A 15,558-nucleotide genomic window follows, 5' to 3' on the forward strand; every position below is an offset into this window, starting at 1 on the left:
CGCGCGGGCGCGACCGTATTCCTGACGAGGCATGTAGCGCCTGTCAGGACGGAGAAGCAGGTCAGGAGGGCGTGATCAGGAGTCGACGACCGCGTCGTTGCCGGCCGCGTCATAGCGGGCGTGGACGCCCACGGGGAGGGTGATCGACTTGGCGTTGGAGAACGCGCGCAGACCCTCGATGCCGAGCTCGCACCCGTATCCGGAGTTCTTCACCCCGCCCAGGGGCAAGTCGATCGCGGTGTCGGCGAAGGGCTCGTTGACGCTGACCATCCCGGTGTCGAGGCGCTTGGCCACCTCCACCGCGCGGCCGACGTCGCGGCTCCAGACCGATCCGCTCAGGCCGAACGGCGAGTCGTTCGCGAGCTCGATGGCCGCCTCCACGTCCGGGACGCGGAACAGCATCGGCACCGGTCCGAAGATCTCCTCGTAGTAGACCGGGCTCGCCGCGGTGATCCCGGTCAGGAGGGTCGGCTGGACGAAGGCGCCGGTGTCGGGGACCGGGACTCCGACCTCCGTCGCGGTGGCGCCGGCCGCGACGGCCGCGGCGATCTGCGCCTTGACGCGATCGGCCTGGGCCTGGGACGACAGGGGCGCGAGCGTCGTCTCCGGCAGGAACGGATCCCCCGGCTGGAGTTCGGCGATCGCGGCGGTGAATCGCTCGACGAAGGCGTCGTAGACGGCGTCGAGAACGATCATCCGCTTCGCGGAGATGCAGACCTGGCCGCTGACGAAGAACTTCGCGAACATGGCGCCGGTGATCGTCTCGTCGAGATCGGCGTCGTCGAGCACGATGAACGCGTCGGATCCGCCGAGCTCCAGCACCGACTTGCGCAAAGCGGCCCCCGCCTTCGCCCCGATCACCCGCCCGGCGCGCTCGCTGCCGGTGAGGGTCACCGCGCGCACCCGGGGATCGGCGATGATGCGGTCGATCTGGTCGTGGGTGGCGTAGAGGTTCTGCCAGACGCCGGCGGGCAGCCCCGCGTCGCGAAGCAGCTCGATCAGCGCGGCGGCGCACTGGGGCACGCTCTCGGCGTGCTTGAGGATGACGACGTTCCCGGCGACCACGGCGGGCGCGAAGCCGCGGATCGCCTGGTAGATCGGGCCGTTCCAGGGCTCGATCTCGAGCACGATCCCCTCGGGCTGATAGACGACCATGAACTCCTGGTCGGCGATCGAGGACGCGATCGGCACGGGCTGCAGGGCCTCGGCGGCGTTCGCGGCCACCCAGCTGAGGATCGCGCCGGACAGGTCGCGCACCTCGACGAGCGATTCCGAGTACAGCTTCCCCATCTCGAGCGTGCTCAGTCGCGCGAGCTCGTCGGCGCGCTCGTCGATGAGCTCGGCGGCCCGGGCGATGATCGCGGCACGCTCGGCCAGGGGCACGGACCGCCACGACTCGAAGGCGTCCTGGGCGGCATCCAGGGCCGCATCCACCTCCTCGTCGGTGGCGAACGGGAAGCTCTCGACGAGCTCGTTGGTGTACGGGTTCACGCTGGCGTAGCGCGGCGAGAGTGCGGTGGTAACGGTCACGAGAGGACTCCTCAGAGGGGTGCGGACGGCGGTGTCGAGCCCGGAGCGAAAGAGCCGACGCTGAGCGAATCGGACGTTAGCCAACTCTCGGAAGCCCGCGAACGATGCTCGGTCCGCTGAGCGGAACGCTCCCCGCCTCCCCGGTTACCGCCGCGCGTCGACGATCAGCCCGAACAGGCGCGTCGCATCCGCACGATCCACGGGCTGATCGGCCATCATCGCCGCGGTCTGCAGACCCGAGATCGCCGCCGCGAGCAATCGCGCCGTCTCGGCGTCGACGAGGCGCAGGAGACCGGTCGGGATCACCTGGTCCCACCGGGCGCTGATCGGCCGCAGATCCTCGATCCACAGCGCGGCGTAGTAGAGCTCGTTCTTGACGATCAGGTCAGCGGGAACCGCGCTGTGCCGGCCTCCCGTCCGGGCGGCGATCAGGTCGGCCAACCGGGTCGGAAGGGTCTCGAGCGTGACATCGCTCAGCCACTCGTCGAAGTCGGCGCGCGACTGTCGCAGCGCGTCCTCCATCACCTCGGCGAGCAGCAGCTCGCGGGTCTTGAAGTAGTACGTCGTGAGTCCCACCGACACCCCGGCCTGGGCGGCGACCGCGCGGTGGGTCAGGCCCGTGATCCCCCGCTCAGCCAGGACGGCGAGCGTCGCGGCGCGGATCTGCTCCCGACGCGAGACCGCGTCGCCGGCGTCGGGCTCTTCGCGTGGTGGCATCGCTCCATCCCATCGCATCGGGAAGAGCGCGGGCTCTTGACACGCCTGGCACATCGTCCCTACGCTCTCGACCATCGCGTTTGAACAAACGTTCAATACCCCAGGACTCGACCGGCAGGAGGCCGCGTGACCATCGACACTTCCCCGCTGCGCTCCCCCCAGACCGAGTTCACGGGGCCGCCGCGCGACTGGTACTTCGGCGAGGAGTGGTTCCGCCGCGACATCGAGGCCGTCTTCCGTCCGCGGTGGCAGGTCGCCGCCCACGCCGAGCAGCTCCCCGAGCCGGGCGACTTCCGGACGTACGCGATCGGCGACCACCAGTGCGTGATCGTCCGCGACCGCGACGGGCGCATCGCCGCCTACCAGAACGTCTGCTCGCACCGCGGGGCCCAGCTGTGCACGGCACCGTCGGGCACGCTCCCGGGGCGTCGCGCCATCGTCTGCGGGTACCACGGCTGGACGTTCTCGCCCACCGACGGAGCGGTTCAGGGAGCCCCCGCCATGCACGAGGACTTCGACCGTTCCGCCTGGGGCCTCCAGCCCGTGCACGTCGACGAATGGCTCGGCCTGATCCTCGTCTGCTTCGACGACGACCCGCCCCCCACCATGGCCGAGCAGCTCGGCGTCAACGACTTCAACGGATACCTCCCCGACGGCATCCGGCTGGCCGAGGCGCGGACGTTCCGCTTCGAGGCGAACTGGAAGATCATCGCCGAGAACAACAACGAGTGCTACCACTGCGCGATGAACCACCCCGAGCTGACGTCATCCATCGACTGGCGCAGCATGGAGCTGCACGGCGACTTCGAGGAGTACGTCGGTGGGCGCGCGGCGGCGACCGACGCCCGACACAGCCCCTCGATCGGGGAGGCGACCCTCACGATCGGCAACGGCAGCGTCTGCGCGGTGCCGCTTCCCCAGACGGACCCCTCCCCAGACGCGGAGAAGAAGACGTGGGGAGCCAGCTGGGAGCCCGGGTGCGGCGTGCGCCTGTCGTACGAGCACGGGTTCGTCCAGATCGTCCGCCCCACCGGGCCGGCCACCACCGAGGTCGACACCTACTGGCTCGTCGCGAAGGATGCCGTCGAGGGACGCGACTACGACCTGGCGGAGTTCACCGAGCTGTGGGACGCCACGGTGCAGCAGGACCGCGACCTCTGCGAGATGGTCCAGCGCGGCATGCAGAACCCCGCCTACCGACCGGGGCCGCTGAACCGCCGTCACCAGGCGAGCAACGCCGGGTTCCTCTCCTGGTACGAGACGCAGATCGCGGCCCGCTTCCCCGAGGTCTTCGCCGAGCTCGCGTGACACCTCTTTATATGTACGAATCCCGCGGGTACCTATATGTACGAGTCCCGCGGGTATCTATATGTGCGAGTGCCGCGGGTGCATACGCACGAGTCCCGCGGTCACGCTCAGCGGGCGCCGAGCAGCTCGCCGAGCTTCGCGTAGAAATCGGCCGGATCACCGGCGAGCGACGCCTTCACCATGGCCGACCAGTCGTCGACGATCACTTCGATGGAGCCGTTCGACAGACCGTCGAGCGAGCGACGCGGCACGTCCCGGGGGTCGATCTTCGGCCCGTCGTATCGCGCGGAGAGATCCGTGTCGGCGGATCCGAGCAGCACACCCTGGACGAACGTGCCCTGCGGCGCGAGCTCCAGGCGCACACTATTGGTCATGCTCCATTCGGCCGCCTTGGCGGCCGAGTAGGAGCCGCTGGCCGGCGTCGCGAACCACGACAGCGCCGAGAGGACGTTGACGATCGCGCCGCCGCCGTTCGCGGCGAGCAACGGGCTGAAGGCGCGAATCACGTCGAGGGTGCCCCAGAAGTGCGTGTCCATCTCACGGCGCACGTCGGCGAGGTCGCCCGTGACCAGGCGGGCGCCGGTCGAGATGCCGGCGTTGTTGACGAGGAGGGTGACATCGCCTGCGGTCGCTGCGGCCGCGACGACCGACTCGTGATCGAGCAGGTCGAGTCGCAGCGGCACCACCCGGCTGTCGTCGATGTCGAGGCTCTCCGGACGGCGCGCCGTCGCGTAGACCTTGCGCGCACCGCGCTCGAGGAGTTCGAGGACGAACTCGCGGCCGATGCCGCGGTTGGATCCGGTGACGAGGGCGATCTGGTCGGCGACATCCATCTGACCACCTTAAGACGCCACGTCGATGTCACGGGCCGCTCAAAAGGTAACGCAAAGGGCGCGCACAGAACCGTGCGCGATTCATGCAGATGTCATTCGGGTTTCAGGGTTTGGCCACATCCGATCGAGAGCGTTCTTAGGGAGCGCGGGTGACAGGGGGCGCTTGTCAGGGCGCCACCACTCGCGCCGATGAGGGAGGAATCCTATGAACAGCAAGGTGAAAACTCGGGCGGTCGTTGCCGCCACGGGCGCCGTGGCCCTGGCCGCGGCGCTCACGAGCCTCACGACCGCGAGCAGCGCCTCGGCGACGGCCCACCCGGCGGGAGCGGGCCGATCCCCGCACGTGCTGCTGATCTCGGTGGACGGCATGCACCAGAGCGACCTCGACTGGTATGTCACGCAGCATCCGAACTCGACACTCGCAAAGCTGACTCATGGCGGCAGCGAGTACACGAATGCGGCAGCCTCGAACCCGTCGGACTCCGACCCTGGCGGCACCGCCCTGATGACGGGCGCCAACCCGAAGACGACGGGCGTGTACTACGACGTCGAGTACAGCCACAAAGTCGACGAAGCGGGCGCCCCCTGCACCCCCGGCCAGCCCGCGACGGGCGGCGACGTCATCTACGACTCGCCCGACGACGCGCTCGCCTCGGTCAGTGACCTCATTCCGGGCGCCAGCGGCTCGTTCCCCTCGTTCGACGAGAACGGCAGCGTGTTCGCGAACGGCGTCGACACGAATCCCGCCGCGATCATGAACCTGACCTTCGACCCGAAGACGTCGCTGAACCCGGCGACGTTCCCGGTGGACCCGAAGACCTGCTCGCCCATCACGCCGTGGGATTACCTCGGCGCCAACACCATCTTCCAGGTGGCCCACGATGCGGGCCTTCGCACCGCATGGTCGGACAAGCACGAGGTCTACGCGTCGTTCAACGGCCCCGGTTCGAACGGCCAGAGTATCGACGACCTCTTCTCGCCGGAGATCGACTCTCAGGCGGTCATGCCGAACGGCGTCCCCTATCCGCAGGATGACGACTGGGCCCACATCGACGCCGCGACCAAGCAGTACGACGGCTACAAGGTCCAGGGCATCGTGAACGAGATCGACGGCTTCGACCACTCGGGGAAGACGCAGGTCGGCACGCCCGCGATCTTCGGCATGAACTTCCAGACCGTCTCGGTCGCGCAGAAGATCCGCTCGACCCCGACGACGCTCATCGGCCCGGACGCGCAGGGCAACTACACCACGAGTGCCCCGGAGGCGGGCGGCTACCAGTGGGTCGACGGGAAGCTGATCCCGGGTCCGGTCCTCTCGAGCGCTCTCGACTACGTGGACGCCCAGCTGGGCCGCATGGTCAGCTCCATCCACAAGGACGGGCTCAACGGATCGACGACCATCATCGTCACCGCCAAGCACGGCCAGTCGCCGCAGGACCCGAACCAGCTCGTGACCGTCCAGGACGGCCCGATCATCGACGCGATCAACGCCGAGTGGGCGAAGACCCACCCGACGAACACGAACCTGATCGTCGCCGGCACCGACGACGACCTGTGGCAGTCCTACCTGTCGGACAACTCGCAGGCCGCCGACGACTTCGTGAAGACCTACCTCTGGGATCACACCGCGCAGGGTTACGACGTGAACAAGAATCCGGTCACCGTCCAGCACTCCGGCCTCGCAGAAATCTGGGCCGGCAGCCAGGCCGCCGCGTTCTTCGGCGTCGCCGTCGACGACGGCCGCTACCCCGACGTGTTCGGCAAGGTCCAGGAGGGCGTCGTCTACGCGAAGCCGACGAAGCTCGCCGAGCATGGCGGCATGAACACGGGCGATCGCCACGTCCTGATGGTCGTCAACGGCCCGGGTGTACCGGCCCAGGTGAACTCCGCCGCGGTCGAGACCACGCAGGTCGCACCGACGATCCTCGCGGCGCTCGGGCTCGACCCTGCCGCGCTGACCGCGGTGACGAGCGAGGGCACCCAGGTCCTCCCGGGCATCGACGTCCCCCGGGGGCACTAGCCGCTAAACGACCATGCCCGGGTGAGACAACTCTCACCCGGGCATTGGTCGGGATGACAGGATTTGAACCTGCGACCCCTTGACCCCCAGTCAAGTGCGCTACCAAGCTGCGCCACATCCCGATGCCCGCCGGAGCGGACAACTCACCCATCCTACCCGGTCGGTCGTGCGGGCTGCGAACACCTGCCCGGGCACAACTCCTGCAATCCGGGCGCGCCGGGCGGGGCCGGCCGCGGGTTGGCGCAGGGGCGAGGCCGCGGCGGGCCGGGAATGCAGGAGTTGTGCGGCGGCGCGAGCGGGCACACCGCCCGCGCCGGTCACAGGGCCAGGCGGCGCGGGCGGCTGCGGGCGGCATCGACCTCCAGGGCCACCACGACCACGGCCAGGAGCACGGCGGCCACGAGGAACTCGCCAGTCGGGAGGATGCCGGACGCCGCGATCAGCACCGCCGCGGCCACCGTGACCGCCGACACCCAGGGGGCGACGTGGTGGCGCAGCAGCAGCAGCCACGCGAAGAACAGGAACACGGCGATCGGCAGGGTCAGTGCGAGGCCGGCGACGGCGTCCGGCACCGCGGCGGCGCCGGTCAGATTGTCGATCTCCACCTCGACCCCCGCGGAGACCGCGCCGACCGCCGCGAAGATCACGTAGTGCAGATAGCCGAAGGTGAAGGCGCGGCGCGAGGACGTGAGGGTTCCGTGCTGCTCCCGCGCGAAGTAGATCCACCAGATGGCGGCCGTGATGACGATGCCCGACACCGCGAGCCACAGCAGCTCCCCGACATGCTCGCCCTCGCCGAGCGCGTCGAAGATCGCGTTGGCCGACGCGAGCAGGCTCTCGCCCAGCAGGAGGAGCGTGAACAGCCCGTACCGCTCCGCGATGTGGTGCGGATGCCACTGCGTGCGGCCCTGCCGCTCCGCCCACACCGGCACGGCGAGCTCCGCCGCGGCCAGCACGAAGAACGTCCAGAACTGCGGCGTGCCGTCGATCAGATAGAGGCGAGCGACCCACAGCACCTGAACGATCGCGATGCCGATCGCGAACCGCATCGCAGAACCTCGCTTGGCCGGATCCGAGATCGCCGCGCGCACCCACTGCGCCACCATCGCGAGGCGCATGATGACGTACCCCCACGTGACGACGAGGAAGTCGAAGTCGACCATCGCGCTGTGCACGCCGGCCGCGAGAACCAGCACGCCGCCCATCTGCACGACCGTGAGGAGGCGGTAGAGCCAGTCGTCCGTGTCGAACGCCGACGCGAACCACGTGAAGTTCATCCACGCCCACCACACGGCGAAGAACACCATGAGGTAGGCGAGCACGCCCTGGCCGACATGATCGCCGCTGATCAGGTGGTGCAGGTTGCTCGACGCCTGCGACACCGCCACGACGAACACCAGGTCGAACAGCAGCTCCAGCGGACTCGCGACCCGATGGTCCTCGCCGCGGTCGCGGCTCACCATCCGTCGAAGCCCCACGCGCGTCAGGAGATCCGGCATACCCCCACGTTTAGCATGTGTCGGGTGGACACCGTGCGGATCGACGCCTGGCTCTGGGCGGTCCGCGTCTACAAGACCCGGTCCGCCGCGACGACCGCCTGCCGCGCCGGCCACGTCCGGGTCGGCGGCGAACGGGCGAAGGCGGCTCAGCCGGTCCGCCCCGGGGACGAGATCCGCGTCCGCATCGCCGGTTTCGACCGGATCCTCGTCGTGCGCCGCCTGATCGCGAAGCGCGTCGGCGCGCCGGAGGCCGCCGAGGCGATGGAGGATCGCACCCCGCCGCCTCCCCCGCGCGAGCTCGCGATGGGGGTCCGCGACCGCGGCGCCGGGCGCCCGACGAAGCGCGAACGCCGCGACATCGACCGCCTCCGCGGCCGCGACTGAGGCCGCGTCAGGCCGGCAGACGGTCGAGCAGCCACCGCACGCCGTGCGTGCGGGCGCCCTCGCCCGCGACCCGAGCGAGCAGCTCCTTGTCGCTCGAGACCACCGTCACCTGCCGCCCGGCCGCGACCAGCCGGCGCGTCTCCGCGACGATCGCGTCGTCGCCGTGGCCCTCCGCGCGGACGACGGTGACCCGCGGCACCGCGATGTCCACCGCCCGGGCGGCGCCCTCGAGCACGACGGACACCTCCGGGAACCACCGGGACTCCGGCAGCCCGAGCCCGTCGGCCTCGATCCCCGCGAGCGCGAGCGCGTCGATGCGTTTCAGCAGCCGCTCCGCCGCGGCCGGGCGGTCGCGCCACCACCCGTCCGGGATCGCGCCCACGACGTTCGCCGCATCCACCACGAGCGCGGGGCGCACGGCGACGAGCTCGCGCAGCCGATCCCACGCGGCCTCGAAGCCCGGGTGCAGCGGCCGCGCGCCGACGACGTCCGGCTGCACCCACGCGAGCGCGAGGCTCTCCGGGTCGTTGATGACGGGCTGGAACGGCTCGACCACGTCGGCGACGAGCGTCGTGTACGACCAGTAGCCGACGTCGAACACGCTCTCCAGCCGCGGGACGACGGCGCTGGTCGGCACGCCGGCCTCCTCGTGCGCCTCCCGCAGGGCGCCATCGGCGGCGGACTCGCCGTCGTGCCGCGCGCCGCCGGGCAGCGCCCACGTGCCCCCGAAGTGGCTCCATGCCACGCGGTGCTGCAGCAGCACGCCGCGATCCGGGTCGACCGCGAGGAGACCGGCCGCGCCGAAGCGGCCCCAGAACTTTCCCGCCGGACCCTCCACCCACGCGTCGCCCGGATCGCGCGGACCGTGGGGTCTCCGCGGCGAGCCGGGCTCGGGCAGGATGATCGTCACGCCGTTCAGCCTTTCCCTCAGCGACTGCGACGCTCGCGCACGCGCATGTTGAGCACGATCGGGGTCCCCTCGAACCCGTACAGCTCGCGCAGCCGCCGCTGGATGAACCGCCGGTATCCGGCATCCAGGAATCCGGTCGTGAACAGCACGAACGTCGGCGGTCGCGTCCCCGCCTGCGTCCCGAAGAGGATGCGCGGCTGCTTGCCGCCGCGGACGGGATGCGGATGCTCGGCCACGAGCTCCGACAGGAACGCGTTGAACTTCCCGGTCGGGATGCGCTGGTCCCACGACGCGAGCGCGGTCTCGAGCGCCGGGACGAGCCGGTCGAGATGGCGTCCGGTGCGCGCGGAGATGTTGACCCGCGGGGCCCACGCGACGTGCGCGAGGTCCTGCTCGATCTCGCGTTCGAGGTACCGGCGCCGGTCCTGGTTCTCGAGCTCCTGCGTCGCCAGGAGGTCCCACTTGTTGAACGCGAGCACGAGCGCGCGGCCCGACTCGAGCACGAGGTCGATGATCCGCACGTCCTGCTCGCTGAGCGGCTCGGACACGTCGAGCACGACGACCGCGACCTCCGCCTTCTCCAGCGCCGCCGACGTCCGCAGCGACGCGTAGAAGTCGGCGCCCTGCTGCAGGTGCACGCGGCGGCGGATCCCGGCGGTGTCGACGAAGCGCCACATCGTCCCGTCGAGCTCGACGACCTCGTCGACCGGATCGCGGGTCGTGCCGGCGAGCTCGTTGACGACGACGCGCTCCTCGCCCGCGGCCTTATTGAGCAGCGACGACTTGCCGACGTTCGGCCGGCCGAGGATCGCGACGCGCCGCGGCCCGCCGATCTCCTGCTTGGCCACCGCAGAGATCTCCGGCAGCACCTTCACGACCTCGTCGAGGAGGTCCGCGACGCCGCGGCCGTGGATGGCGGAGACCGGATGCGGCTCCCCCAGCCCCAGGTTCCACAGCGCGGCCGCCTCGGGCTCCTGCCGCGCGTCGTCGATCTTGTTGGCGACGAGAAACACGGGCCGGCCGCTGCGACGCAGGAGGCGCACGACGTGCTCGTCGGTCGAGGTCGCCCCGACCATCGCGTCCACGACGAACAGCACGACGTCCGACAGCTCGATCGCGATCTCCGCCTGCTGCGCGACGGAGCGGTCGATGCCGCGCGCGTCGGGCTCCCACCCGCCGGTGTCGACGAGCGTGAAGCGGCGATCCATCCACTCCGCCTTGTACGTCACCCGGTCGCGCGTCACGCCGGGCGTGTCCTCCACGACCGCCTCGCGGCGGCCGAGGATGCGGTTGACGAGCGCGGACTTGCCGACGTTCGGGCGCCCGACGATCGCGACGACCGGCAGGGCGGGCAGGTACTCGACCCCGTCCTCGCCGAACTCGCCGCCGGCGAGCAGCGCCGCGTCGTCCTCGTCGAGGTCGTAGTCCGCGAGGCTCGCCCGCAGGGTCGCGGCCCGCGCCTCGGCGAGGTCCTCGTCGAGGTCGGCGAGCGTCTCCGCGAGGTGGTCCTCGCCGGGCTCGAAGTCCTCGGTGTCGCGGTCGTCTGTCATGAAGTGCTCCCTGGGGCGGCGTGCACGAGCGCGAGGATCGCCGCGACCGTCTGATCGAAATCGAGGTCCGTGGAGTCCACGACCTCGACACCCTCTGCCGGGGTGAGGAAGTCGACGACCTTCCCGTCCGACGCGTCGCGCCGCTCGATGGCCTCGGCGACGCCGTCGCGCTGGTGGACCGGGAGCTCGGCGCTGCGTCGCGCCGCCCGCACCTCGGCATCCGCCGTCAGGAGCACGCGCACGGGCGCATCGGGCGCCACGACCGTCGTGATGTCGCGCCCCTCCACGACGATGCCCTCGCACGCGCACTCGTCCATCAGCGCGCGGAAGCGCTCGTTGATCGCCTCGCGCACCGGCACGACGCGCGCGACGCCGCTGACCGCGGCGGAGACGCGCGGCTCTCGGATCGCGGTGGTCACATCGCGGTCGCCCACCCGCACCCAGGGGTCGCCCGGGTCGAGCGACAGGTCGATCCGCGCGTCGTCCCACGCGGCGATCACGGCCTCCGCATCCGCCGTGTCCCGACCGGTCTCGAGCGCGTGCCACGCGACCGCGCGGTACATCGCGCCCGTGTCGAGGTAGCCGAAGCGCAGCTCCTTCGCCACCCGGCGGGAGACGCTGGACTTGCCGCTGCCCGCGGGTCCGTCGACGGCGACGACGAGTTCAGTCATTCGTGGCACTCGCGATCCGCCATCCACGGGCTTCGAGCCCCTCGATCGCACCGCGGACGGCGTCCGGGACGACGCTGATCTCCGCCAGGCCGAACGGCGCCCCCGGCGAGTGCTCCAGGCGGAAGTCTTCGACGTTGACGCCGAGCTCCCCCAGCTCGCCGAACAGCCGCCCGAGCTGACCGGGTCGGTCGTCGACCATGACCACGACGCTCTCGAAACGGCCGCTCTGCCCGTGCTTGCCGGGCAGGCGCGCGACGCCCTCGTTGCCGCGGCCGATCGTCTCGGCGACCGTGCGCCGGGAACCGGGTGCCGCAGGGTCCCGCAGCGCGTCGGCGACCCGGGAGAGGTCCGCCGCGACCGCGTCGAGGATGCCGACGACGGGCGCCGCGTTCGCGTCGAGGATCTGGACCCAGAGCTCCGGGGCGGATGCCGCGATCCGCGTCGTGTCGCGAACGCCCTGGCCCGCCAGGCGGAGCGAGGCGAGCGGCGCGTCGGCGAACCGGCCGGCGAGCAGGCTCGCGACGAGCTGCGGGACGTGCGACACGAGCGCGACGGACGCGTCGTGCTCCTCGGGCGTCATCTCGACCGGGGTCGCGCCCAGGTCGAGGACGAGGCCCTCGACGAGCGCGAGGTCGACCGGGGACGTCTCCTGGTCTCGGCACACGACCCACGGACGGCCCAAGAAGATGTCGGCGCGCGCGGAGATCGCGCCGCCGCGCTCCCGGCCCGCGAGCGGGTGCGAGCCGATGTAGCGGCGGAGGTCGACCCCGCGCGCGCGCAGCTCGCGGAGCGGAGCGAGCTTGACGCTCGCGACATCCGTCACGACGGCCTCGGGGTACGCGTCGAGCTCGCGCGCGATAACGTCCGCGGTCACGTCCGGCGGGACGGCCACCACGACGAGCGACGGTCGGTCGCCCTCCGCAGCCGCGCGGCCGGCGCCATAGTCGATCGCGAGGCTCAGCTGCGCGGGCGACGTGTCGTCGAGGACCACGTCGACGTCGAGCGCCCGCAGCGCATGGCCGATGCTCGCGCCGAGGAGCCCGGCGCCGACGATCCGGACGGTCCCGCTCGTGCGCGCGGCCGTGCTCGTCTGACTCACTGGATCTCCTCGGAGGCGCGCGACAGGGTGAGCAGCGCGCCGCGCTCCACTGTAGTCAACTCGCGAGCGCGTCCGACCGGCAGGGGCCCGAGGTGCAGCGGGCCGAACTGCCGGCGCACGAGCTCGGTGACCGGATGCCCCACCTCGGCCATCATGCGGCGCACGATCCGGTTGCGGCCGGAGTGGAGCGTGAGCTCGACGAGGCTCTCCCCCGGCGACGCGTCCAGCAGGCGCGCCTTGTCGGCCGCGATGTCGCCGTCCTCGAGGGTCACGCCGCGCGTGAGCCGCGCGATCGTCTGCGGGGTCACCCGGCCGGTCACCTTCGCGATGTAGACCTTCGTGACGCCGAACGACGGATGCGCGAGCACGTGCGCGAGCGCGCCGTCGTTCGTGAGGACGAGCAGCCCGCTCGTCTCCGCGTCGAGCCGGCCGACGTTGTAGAGGCGCTCCTCCCAGTCCCGCGTGAACTCGCGCAGGTCCCGGCGGCCGTGCTCGTCACGCATCGTGCTGACGACACCGGTCGGCTTGTTGAGCATGACGTAGCGCTTCGACGGGTCGAGCTGGATCGCCGTGCCATCGACGTCCACGAGATCCGTCTCGGGCTTGACGCGCGTGCCGAGCTCGGTGACGACCACGCCGTTGACGCGCACGCGCCCCTCGACGATCAGCTGCTCGGAGACGCGGCGGGAGGCGACGCCCGCCGCGGCGAGGACCTTCTGCAGCCGCTCGCCCTCGGTGCTCGCGTCGGTCACCGCACGGCCTCGCTCTCGAAGCCGTCGGCGCCGTCGTCGAGCAGCGGCGAGATGTGCGGCAGCTCCTCGATCGCGTTGATCCCGAGGTTCTGCAGGAGCGCGTCGGTCGTGCCGTACAGGATGGCGCCGGTCTCGGCATCCGTCCCGACCTCGGTGACCAGCCCCCGGGCGGTGAGCGTGCGCACCACCGAGTCGACGTTGACGGCGCGCACCTGCGCGACCTGCCCGCGCGAGACCGGCTGCTTGTACGCGATGACGGCCAGGGTCTCGAGCGCCGCCTGCGACAGGCGCGACGGCGCCTGGGCGTTCACGAACTCGGTCACGAGGTCGTCGTGCTCGGCCCGCACGTACAGCCGCCATCCGCCGCCCACCTCGCGCAGCTCGAACCCGCGCCGCGGGCCGCCCGCCTCGCCGTCGTAGTCGGCCACGAGCGTCTCGACCGCCTGCCGCACCGCCGCCACGGGCGCACCGACCGCGGCCGCGAGGCTCACGAGCCCCTGCGGCTCGTCGACGACGAGGAGGATCGCCTCCAGCCGGCGGGCGACATCCTGCGCCGCTCCGGTGTCACTCGCGCCCGTTTTCTGGGCCTCCAGCTGTGCGGATCTGACACCGGAGGGGCTCGGTGCGGGGTCAGTGGTCATAGTCGGCTCCCAGGGTGGCGAGGTTCTCGTCGGACCAGCGGTCGGCGGTCCAGCGCAGCGTCAGCTCGCCGAGCGGCTCGAGCTGCTCGAACGAGAGGGCGGCATGGCGGTAGAGCTCCAGGACCGACAGGAACCGCGCGACGACGACGCCCGCCTCCTGCACGCCCGTGATGAGGTCGCGGAAGGACAGCGAGCCGGCGCTGCGCAGCAGCGTCACGACGACGGCGGCCTGTTCGCGGATGCTGACGAGCGGCGCGTGCAGGTGGTCCAGCCCGACGACCGGGATCTCCTTGGGCGTCAGAGCGAGCAGCGCGAGCGCGGCGAAGTCGCCGGCCGACAGGGTCCAGACGAGCTCGGGCGCGGCGGCCCGGTACTTCTCCTCGAGCCGCACGCTGCGCGCGTGCCGGGTGCCCTCGGCATCCAGCCGCTCCGCGAACCACGTCGACACCTGCTTGAACGCGCGGTACTGCAGGAGCCGGGCGAAGAGGAGGTCGCGGGCCTCGAGGAGCGCCACGGACTCGGCGTCCACCAGCTCGCCCTGCGGCAGGAGCCCGGCGACCTTCATGTCGAGCAGCGTCACGGCGACGACGAGGAACTCGGATGCCTCGTCCAGCTCGGCCCCCGGCAGGTACGAGAGGAACTCGTCGGTGACCGCGCTCAGCGCGATCTCGGTGATGTCGAGCTCACGCTTCGAGATGAGGGTCAGGAGGAGATCGAAGGGCCCGTCGAAGCCGGCGAGCGAGACCCGGAATCCCGCGTCGTCAGGCGACGGCGCCACGGGCGACCAGCTCCCGCGCGAGCCGCAGGTAGGCCTGTGCCGCCGGATGCTCGGGGGCGAACTCGGTGATGGGCACGCCGGAGACCGAGGCATCCGGGAACTTCACGGTGCGGCCGATCACCGTCTCGAGGACGTCGTCGCCGAACGCCTCGACGACCCGCTCGAGCACCTCGCGCGAGTGCAGGGTCCGCGCGTCGTACATCGTGGCCAGGACGCCGTCGAGCTCGATCGCGGGGTTGAGCCGGTCGCGCACCTTGTCGATCGTCTCGATGAGCAGGGCGACGCCGCGGAGGGCGAAGAACTCGCACTCCAGCGGGATGATGACGCCGTGGCTCGCCGTGAGCGCGTTGACGGTGAGGAGGCCCAGCGACGGCTGGCAGTCGATGAGGATGACGTCGTACTCGGGCGCGAGCTTGCGCAGCACGCGGGCGAGGATCGTCTCCCGGGCGACCTCGTTGACGAGCTGCACCTCGGCGGCCGACAGGTCGATGTTCGCCGGGATGATGTCGAGCCCCGGCACCGCGGTGGTCACGATCGCGTCGTGTGCGTCGCGCTTCGGGTCGATCAAGAGGTCGTAGATCGTCGGGATCTCGTGGGTCGCGATCCCGAGGCCGGCCGACAGTGCCCCCTGCGGGTCGAAGTCGACCGCCAGCACCCGGCGGCCGTAGTCGGCGAGGGATGCCGCGAGGTTGATCGTCGTCGTGGTCTTGCCGACGCCGCCCTTCTGGTTGCAGAGGGCGATGATGCGGGCCGGGCCGTGCGATTCGAGCGGCGGCGGCGTGGGGAAGCCGCGGTAGGGGCGGCCCGTCGGACCGAGGGGGGTCTCGCTCGTCGCCTTCGCCGTGCTCACCGCACTCCCTCCGCCC

Annotated in this window: 15 protein-coding genes and 1 tRNA gene; 3 read left to right on the forward strand and 13 right to left on the reverse strand. The window is 71.1% G+C overall.

The genetic code is table 11. The features are described 5' to 3' along the window. Positions 1 to 75: 75 nt before the first annotated feature. Positions 76 to 1,530, reverse strand: a complete 1,455-nt coding sequence (locus ABCS02_RS34210) for an aldehyde dehydrogenase family protein (protein WP_345840192.1) — start codon at positions 1,528 to 1,530, stop codon at positions 76 to 78. A gap of 144 nt (positions 1,531 to 1,674) precedes the next feature. Continuing rightward, the gene (locus ABCS02_RS34215) at positions 1,675 to 2,247 is read right to left on the reverse strand and encodes a TetR family transcriptional regulator (RefSeq protein ID WP_345840193.1); all 573 of its coding nucleotides are present in this window, start codon (positions 2,245 to 2,247) and stop codon (positions 1,675 to 1,677) included. 126 nt (positions 2,248 to 2,373) lie between these two features. Between ABCS02_RS34215 and ABCS02_RS34220 the strand changes: the two genes are divergently transcribed. Beyond that, positions 2,374 to 3,555 (forward strand): aromatic ring-hydroxylating dioxygenase subunit alpha, encoded by a 1,182-nt coding sequence (locus ABCS02_RS34220; RefSeq protein ID WP_345840194.1) that lies wholly within the window; start codon positions 2,374 to 2,376, stop codon positions 3,553 to 3,555. A 107-nt stretch (positions 3,556 to 3,662) separates the two neighbouring features. Here the strand turns inward: ABCS02_RS34220 and ABCS02_RS34225 are convergent, their stop codons facing one another. Then, positions 3,663 to 4,388 (reverse strand): SDR family oxidoreductase, encoded by a 726-nt coding sequence (locus ABCS02_RS34225; protein WP_345840195.1) that lies wholly within the window; start codon positions 4,386 to 4,388, stop codon positions 3,663 to 3,665. Positions 4,389 to 4,593: 205 nt separating this feature from the next. Between ABCS02_RS34225 and ABCS02_RS34230 the strand changes: the two genes are divergently transcribed. Then, positions 4,594 to 6,408: an alkaline phosphatase family protein gene (locus ABCS02_RS34230; RefSeq protein WP_345840196.1), complete on the forward strand. Its 1,815-nt coding sequence runs from the start codon at positions 4,594 to 4,596 to the stop codon at positions 6,406 to 6,408. Positions 6,409 to 6,453: 45 nt separating this feature from the next. Here ABCS02_RS34230 and ABCS02_RS34235 read toward each other — a convergent pair. Then, positions 6,454 to 6,530, reverse strand: a tRNA-Pro gene (locus tag ABCS02_RS34235). 195 nt (positions 6,531 to 6,725) lie between these two features. Further along, positions 6,726 to 7,907: a low temperature requirement protein A gene (locus tag ABCS02_RS34240; protein WP_345840197.1), complete on the reverse strand. Its 1,182-nt coding sequence runs from the start codon at positions 7,905 to 7,907 to the stop codon at positions 6,726 to 6,728. Between the two features lie 24 nt (positions 7,908 to 7,931). On the opposite strand from ABCS02_RS34240, the gene ABCS02_RS34245 reads away from it, so the two are divergent. Continuing rightward, the gene (locus ABCS02_RS34245; protein ID WP_345840198.1) at positions 7,932 to 8,291 is read left to right on the forward strand and encodes an RNA-binding S4 domain-containing protein; all 360 of its coding nucleotides are present in this window, start codon (positions 7,932 to 7,934) and stop codon (positions 8,289 to 8,291) included. A gap of 7 nt (positions 8,292 to 8,298) precedes the next feature. Here the strand turns inward: ABCS02_RS34245 and ABCS02_RS34250 are convergent, their stop codons facing one another. The 8 genes from ABCS02_RS34250 to ABCS02_RS34285 are packed head-to-tail and all read right to left on the reverse strand — an operon-like array spanning position 8,299 to position 15,542. Next, a complete protein-coding gene (locus ABCS02_RS34250; RefSeq protein ID WP_345840199.1) occupies positions 8,299 to 9,201 on the reverse strand; it encodes an NUDIX hydrolase in 903 nt (300 codons plus the stop codon). A gap of 17 nt (positions 9,202 to 9,218) precedes the next feature. Then, complete coding sequence (gene der, locus ABCS02_RS34255) at positions 9,219 to 10,751, reverse strand: ribosome biogenesis GTPase Der (protein ID WP_345840200.1); 1,533 nt, start codon at positions 10,749 to 10,751, stop codon at positions 9,219 to 9,221. Further along, on the reverse strand, positions 10,748 to 11,422 hold the full coding sequence (gene cmk / locus ABCS02_RS34260) for a (d)CMP kinase (RefSeq protein WP_345840201.1): 675 nt from the start codon (positions 11,420 to 11,422) through the stop codon (positions 10,748 to 10,750). The genes der and cmk overlap by 4 nt, the downstream gene beginning before the upstream one ends. Then, entirely contained in the window at positions 11,415 to 12,521 is a 1,107-nt protein-coding gene (locus ABCS02_RS34265) for a prephenate dehydrogenase (protein ID WP_345840202.1), read from the reverse strand. The genes cmk and ABCS02_RS34265 overlap by 8 nt, the downstream gene beginning before the upstream one ends. Further along, positions 12,518 to 13,273, reverse strand: coding sequence for a pseudouridine synthase (locus tag ABCS02_RS34270; RefSeq protein ID WP_345840203.1), 756 nt, complete (start codon positions 13,271 to 13,273; stop codon positions 12,518 to 12,520). Before ABCS02_RS34270 ends, ABCS02_RS34265 begins: the two co-directional genes overlap by 4 nt. After that, complete coding sequence (gene scpB, locus ABCS02_RS34275; RefSeq protein WP_345840204.1) at positions 13,270 to 13,914, reverse strand: SMC-Scp complex subunit ScpB; 645 nt, start codon at positions 13,912 to 13,914, stop codon at positions 13,270 to 13,272. Before scpB ends, ABCS02_RS34270 begins: the two co-directional genes overlap by 4 nt. Beyond that, positions 13,904 to 14,692: a ScpA family protein gene (locus tag ABCS02_RS34280; protein WP_345840205.1), complete on the reverse strand. Its 789-nt coding sequence runs from the start codon at positions 14,690 to 14,692 to the stop codon at positions 13,904 to 13,906. Before ABCS02_RS34280 ends, scpB begins: the two co-directional genes overlap by 11 nt. Beyond that, positions 14,676 to 15,542, reverse strand: coding sequence for a ParA family protein (locus tag ABCS02_RS34285; protein ID WP_345840206.1), 867 nt, complete (start codon positions 15,540 to 15,542; stop codon positions 14,676 to 14,678). Before ABCS02_RS34285 ends, ABCS02_RS34280 begins: the two co-directional genes overlap by 17 nt. Between the last annotated feature and the right edge of the window lie 16 nt (positions 15,543 to 15,558).

This window comes from Microbacterium sp. X-17 (assembly GCF_039615055.1).

Coding starts and splice junctions, on each gene's coding strand:
- der (WP_345840200.1), bottom strand. CDS start 10,751: ATGACAGACGACCGCGACACCGAGGACTTCGAGCCCGGCGAGGACCAC.
- ABCS02_RS34215 (WP_345840193.1), bottom strand. CDS start 2,247: ATGCCACCACGCGAAGAGCCCGACGCCGGCGACGCGGTCTCGCGTCGG.
- ABCS02_RS34225 (WP_345840195.1), bottom strand. CDS start 4,388: ATGGATGTCGCCGACCAGATCGCCCTCGTCACCGGATCCAACCGCGGC.
- cmk (WP_345840201.1), bottom strand. CDS start 11,422: ATGACTGAACTCGTCGTCGCCGTCGACGGACCCGCGGGCAGCGGCAAG.
- scpB (WP_345840204.1), bottom strand. CDS start 13,914: ATGACCACTGACCCCGCACCGAGCCCCTCCGGTGTCAGATCCGCACAG.
- ABCS02_RS34230 (WP_345840196.1), top strand. CDS start 4,594: ATGAACAGCAAGGTGAAAACTCGGGCGGTCGTTGCCGCCACGGGCGCC.
- ABCS02_RS34240 (WP_345840197.1), bottom strand. CDS start 7,907: ATGCCGGATCTCCTGACGCGCGTGGGGCTTCGACGGATGGTGAGCCGC.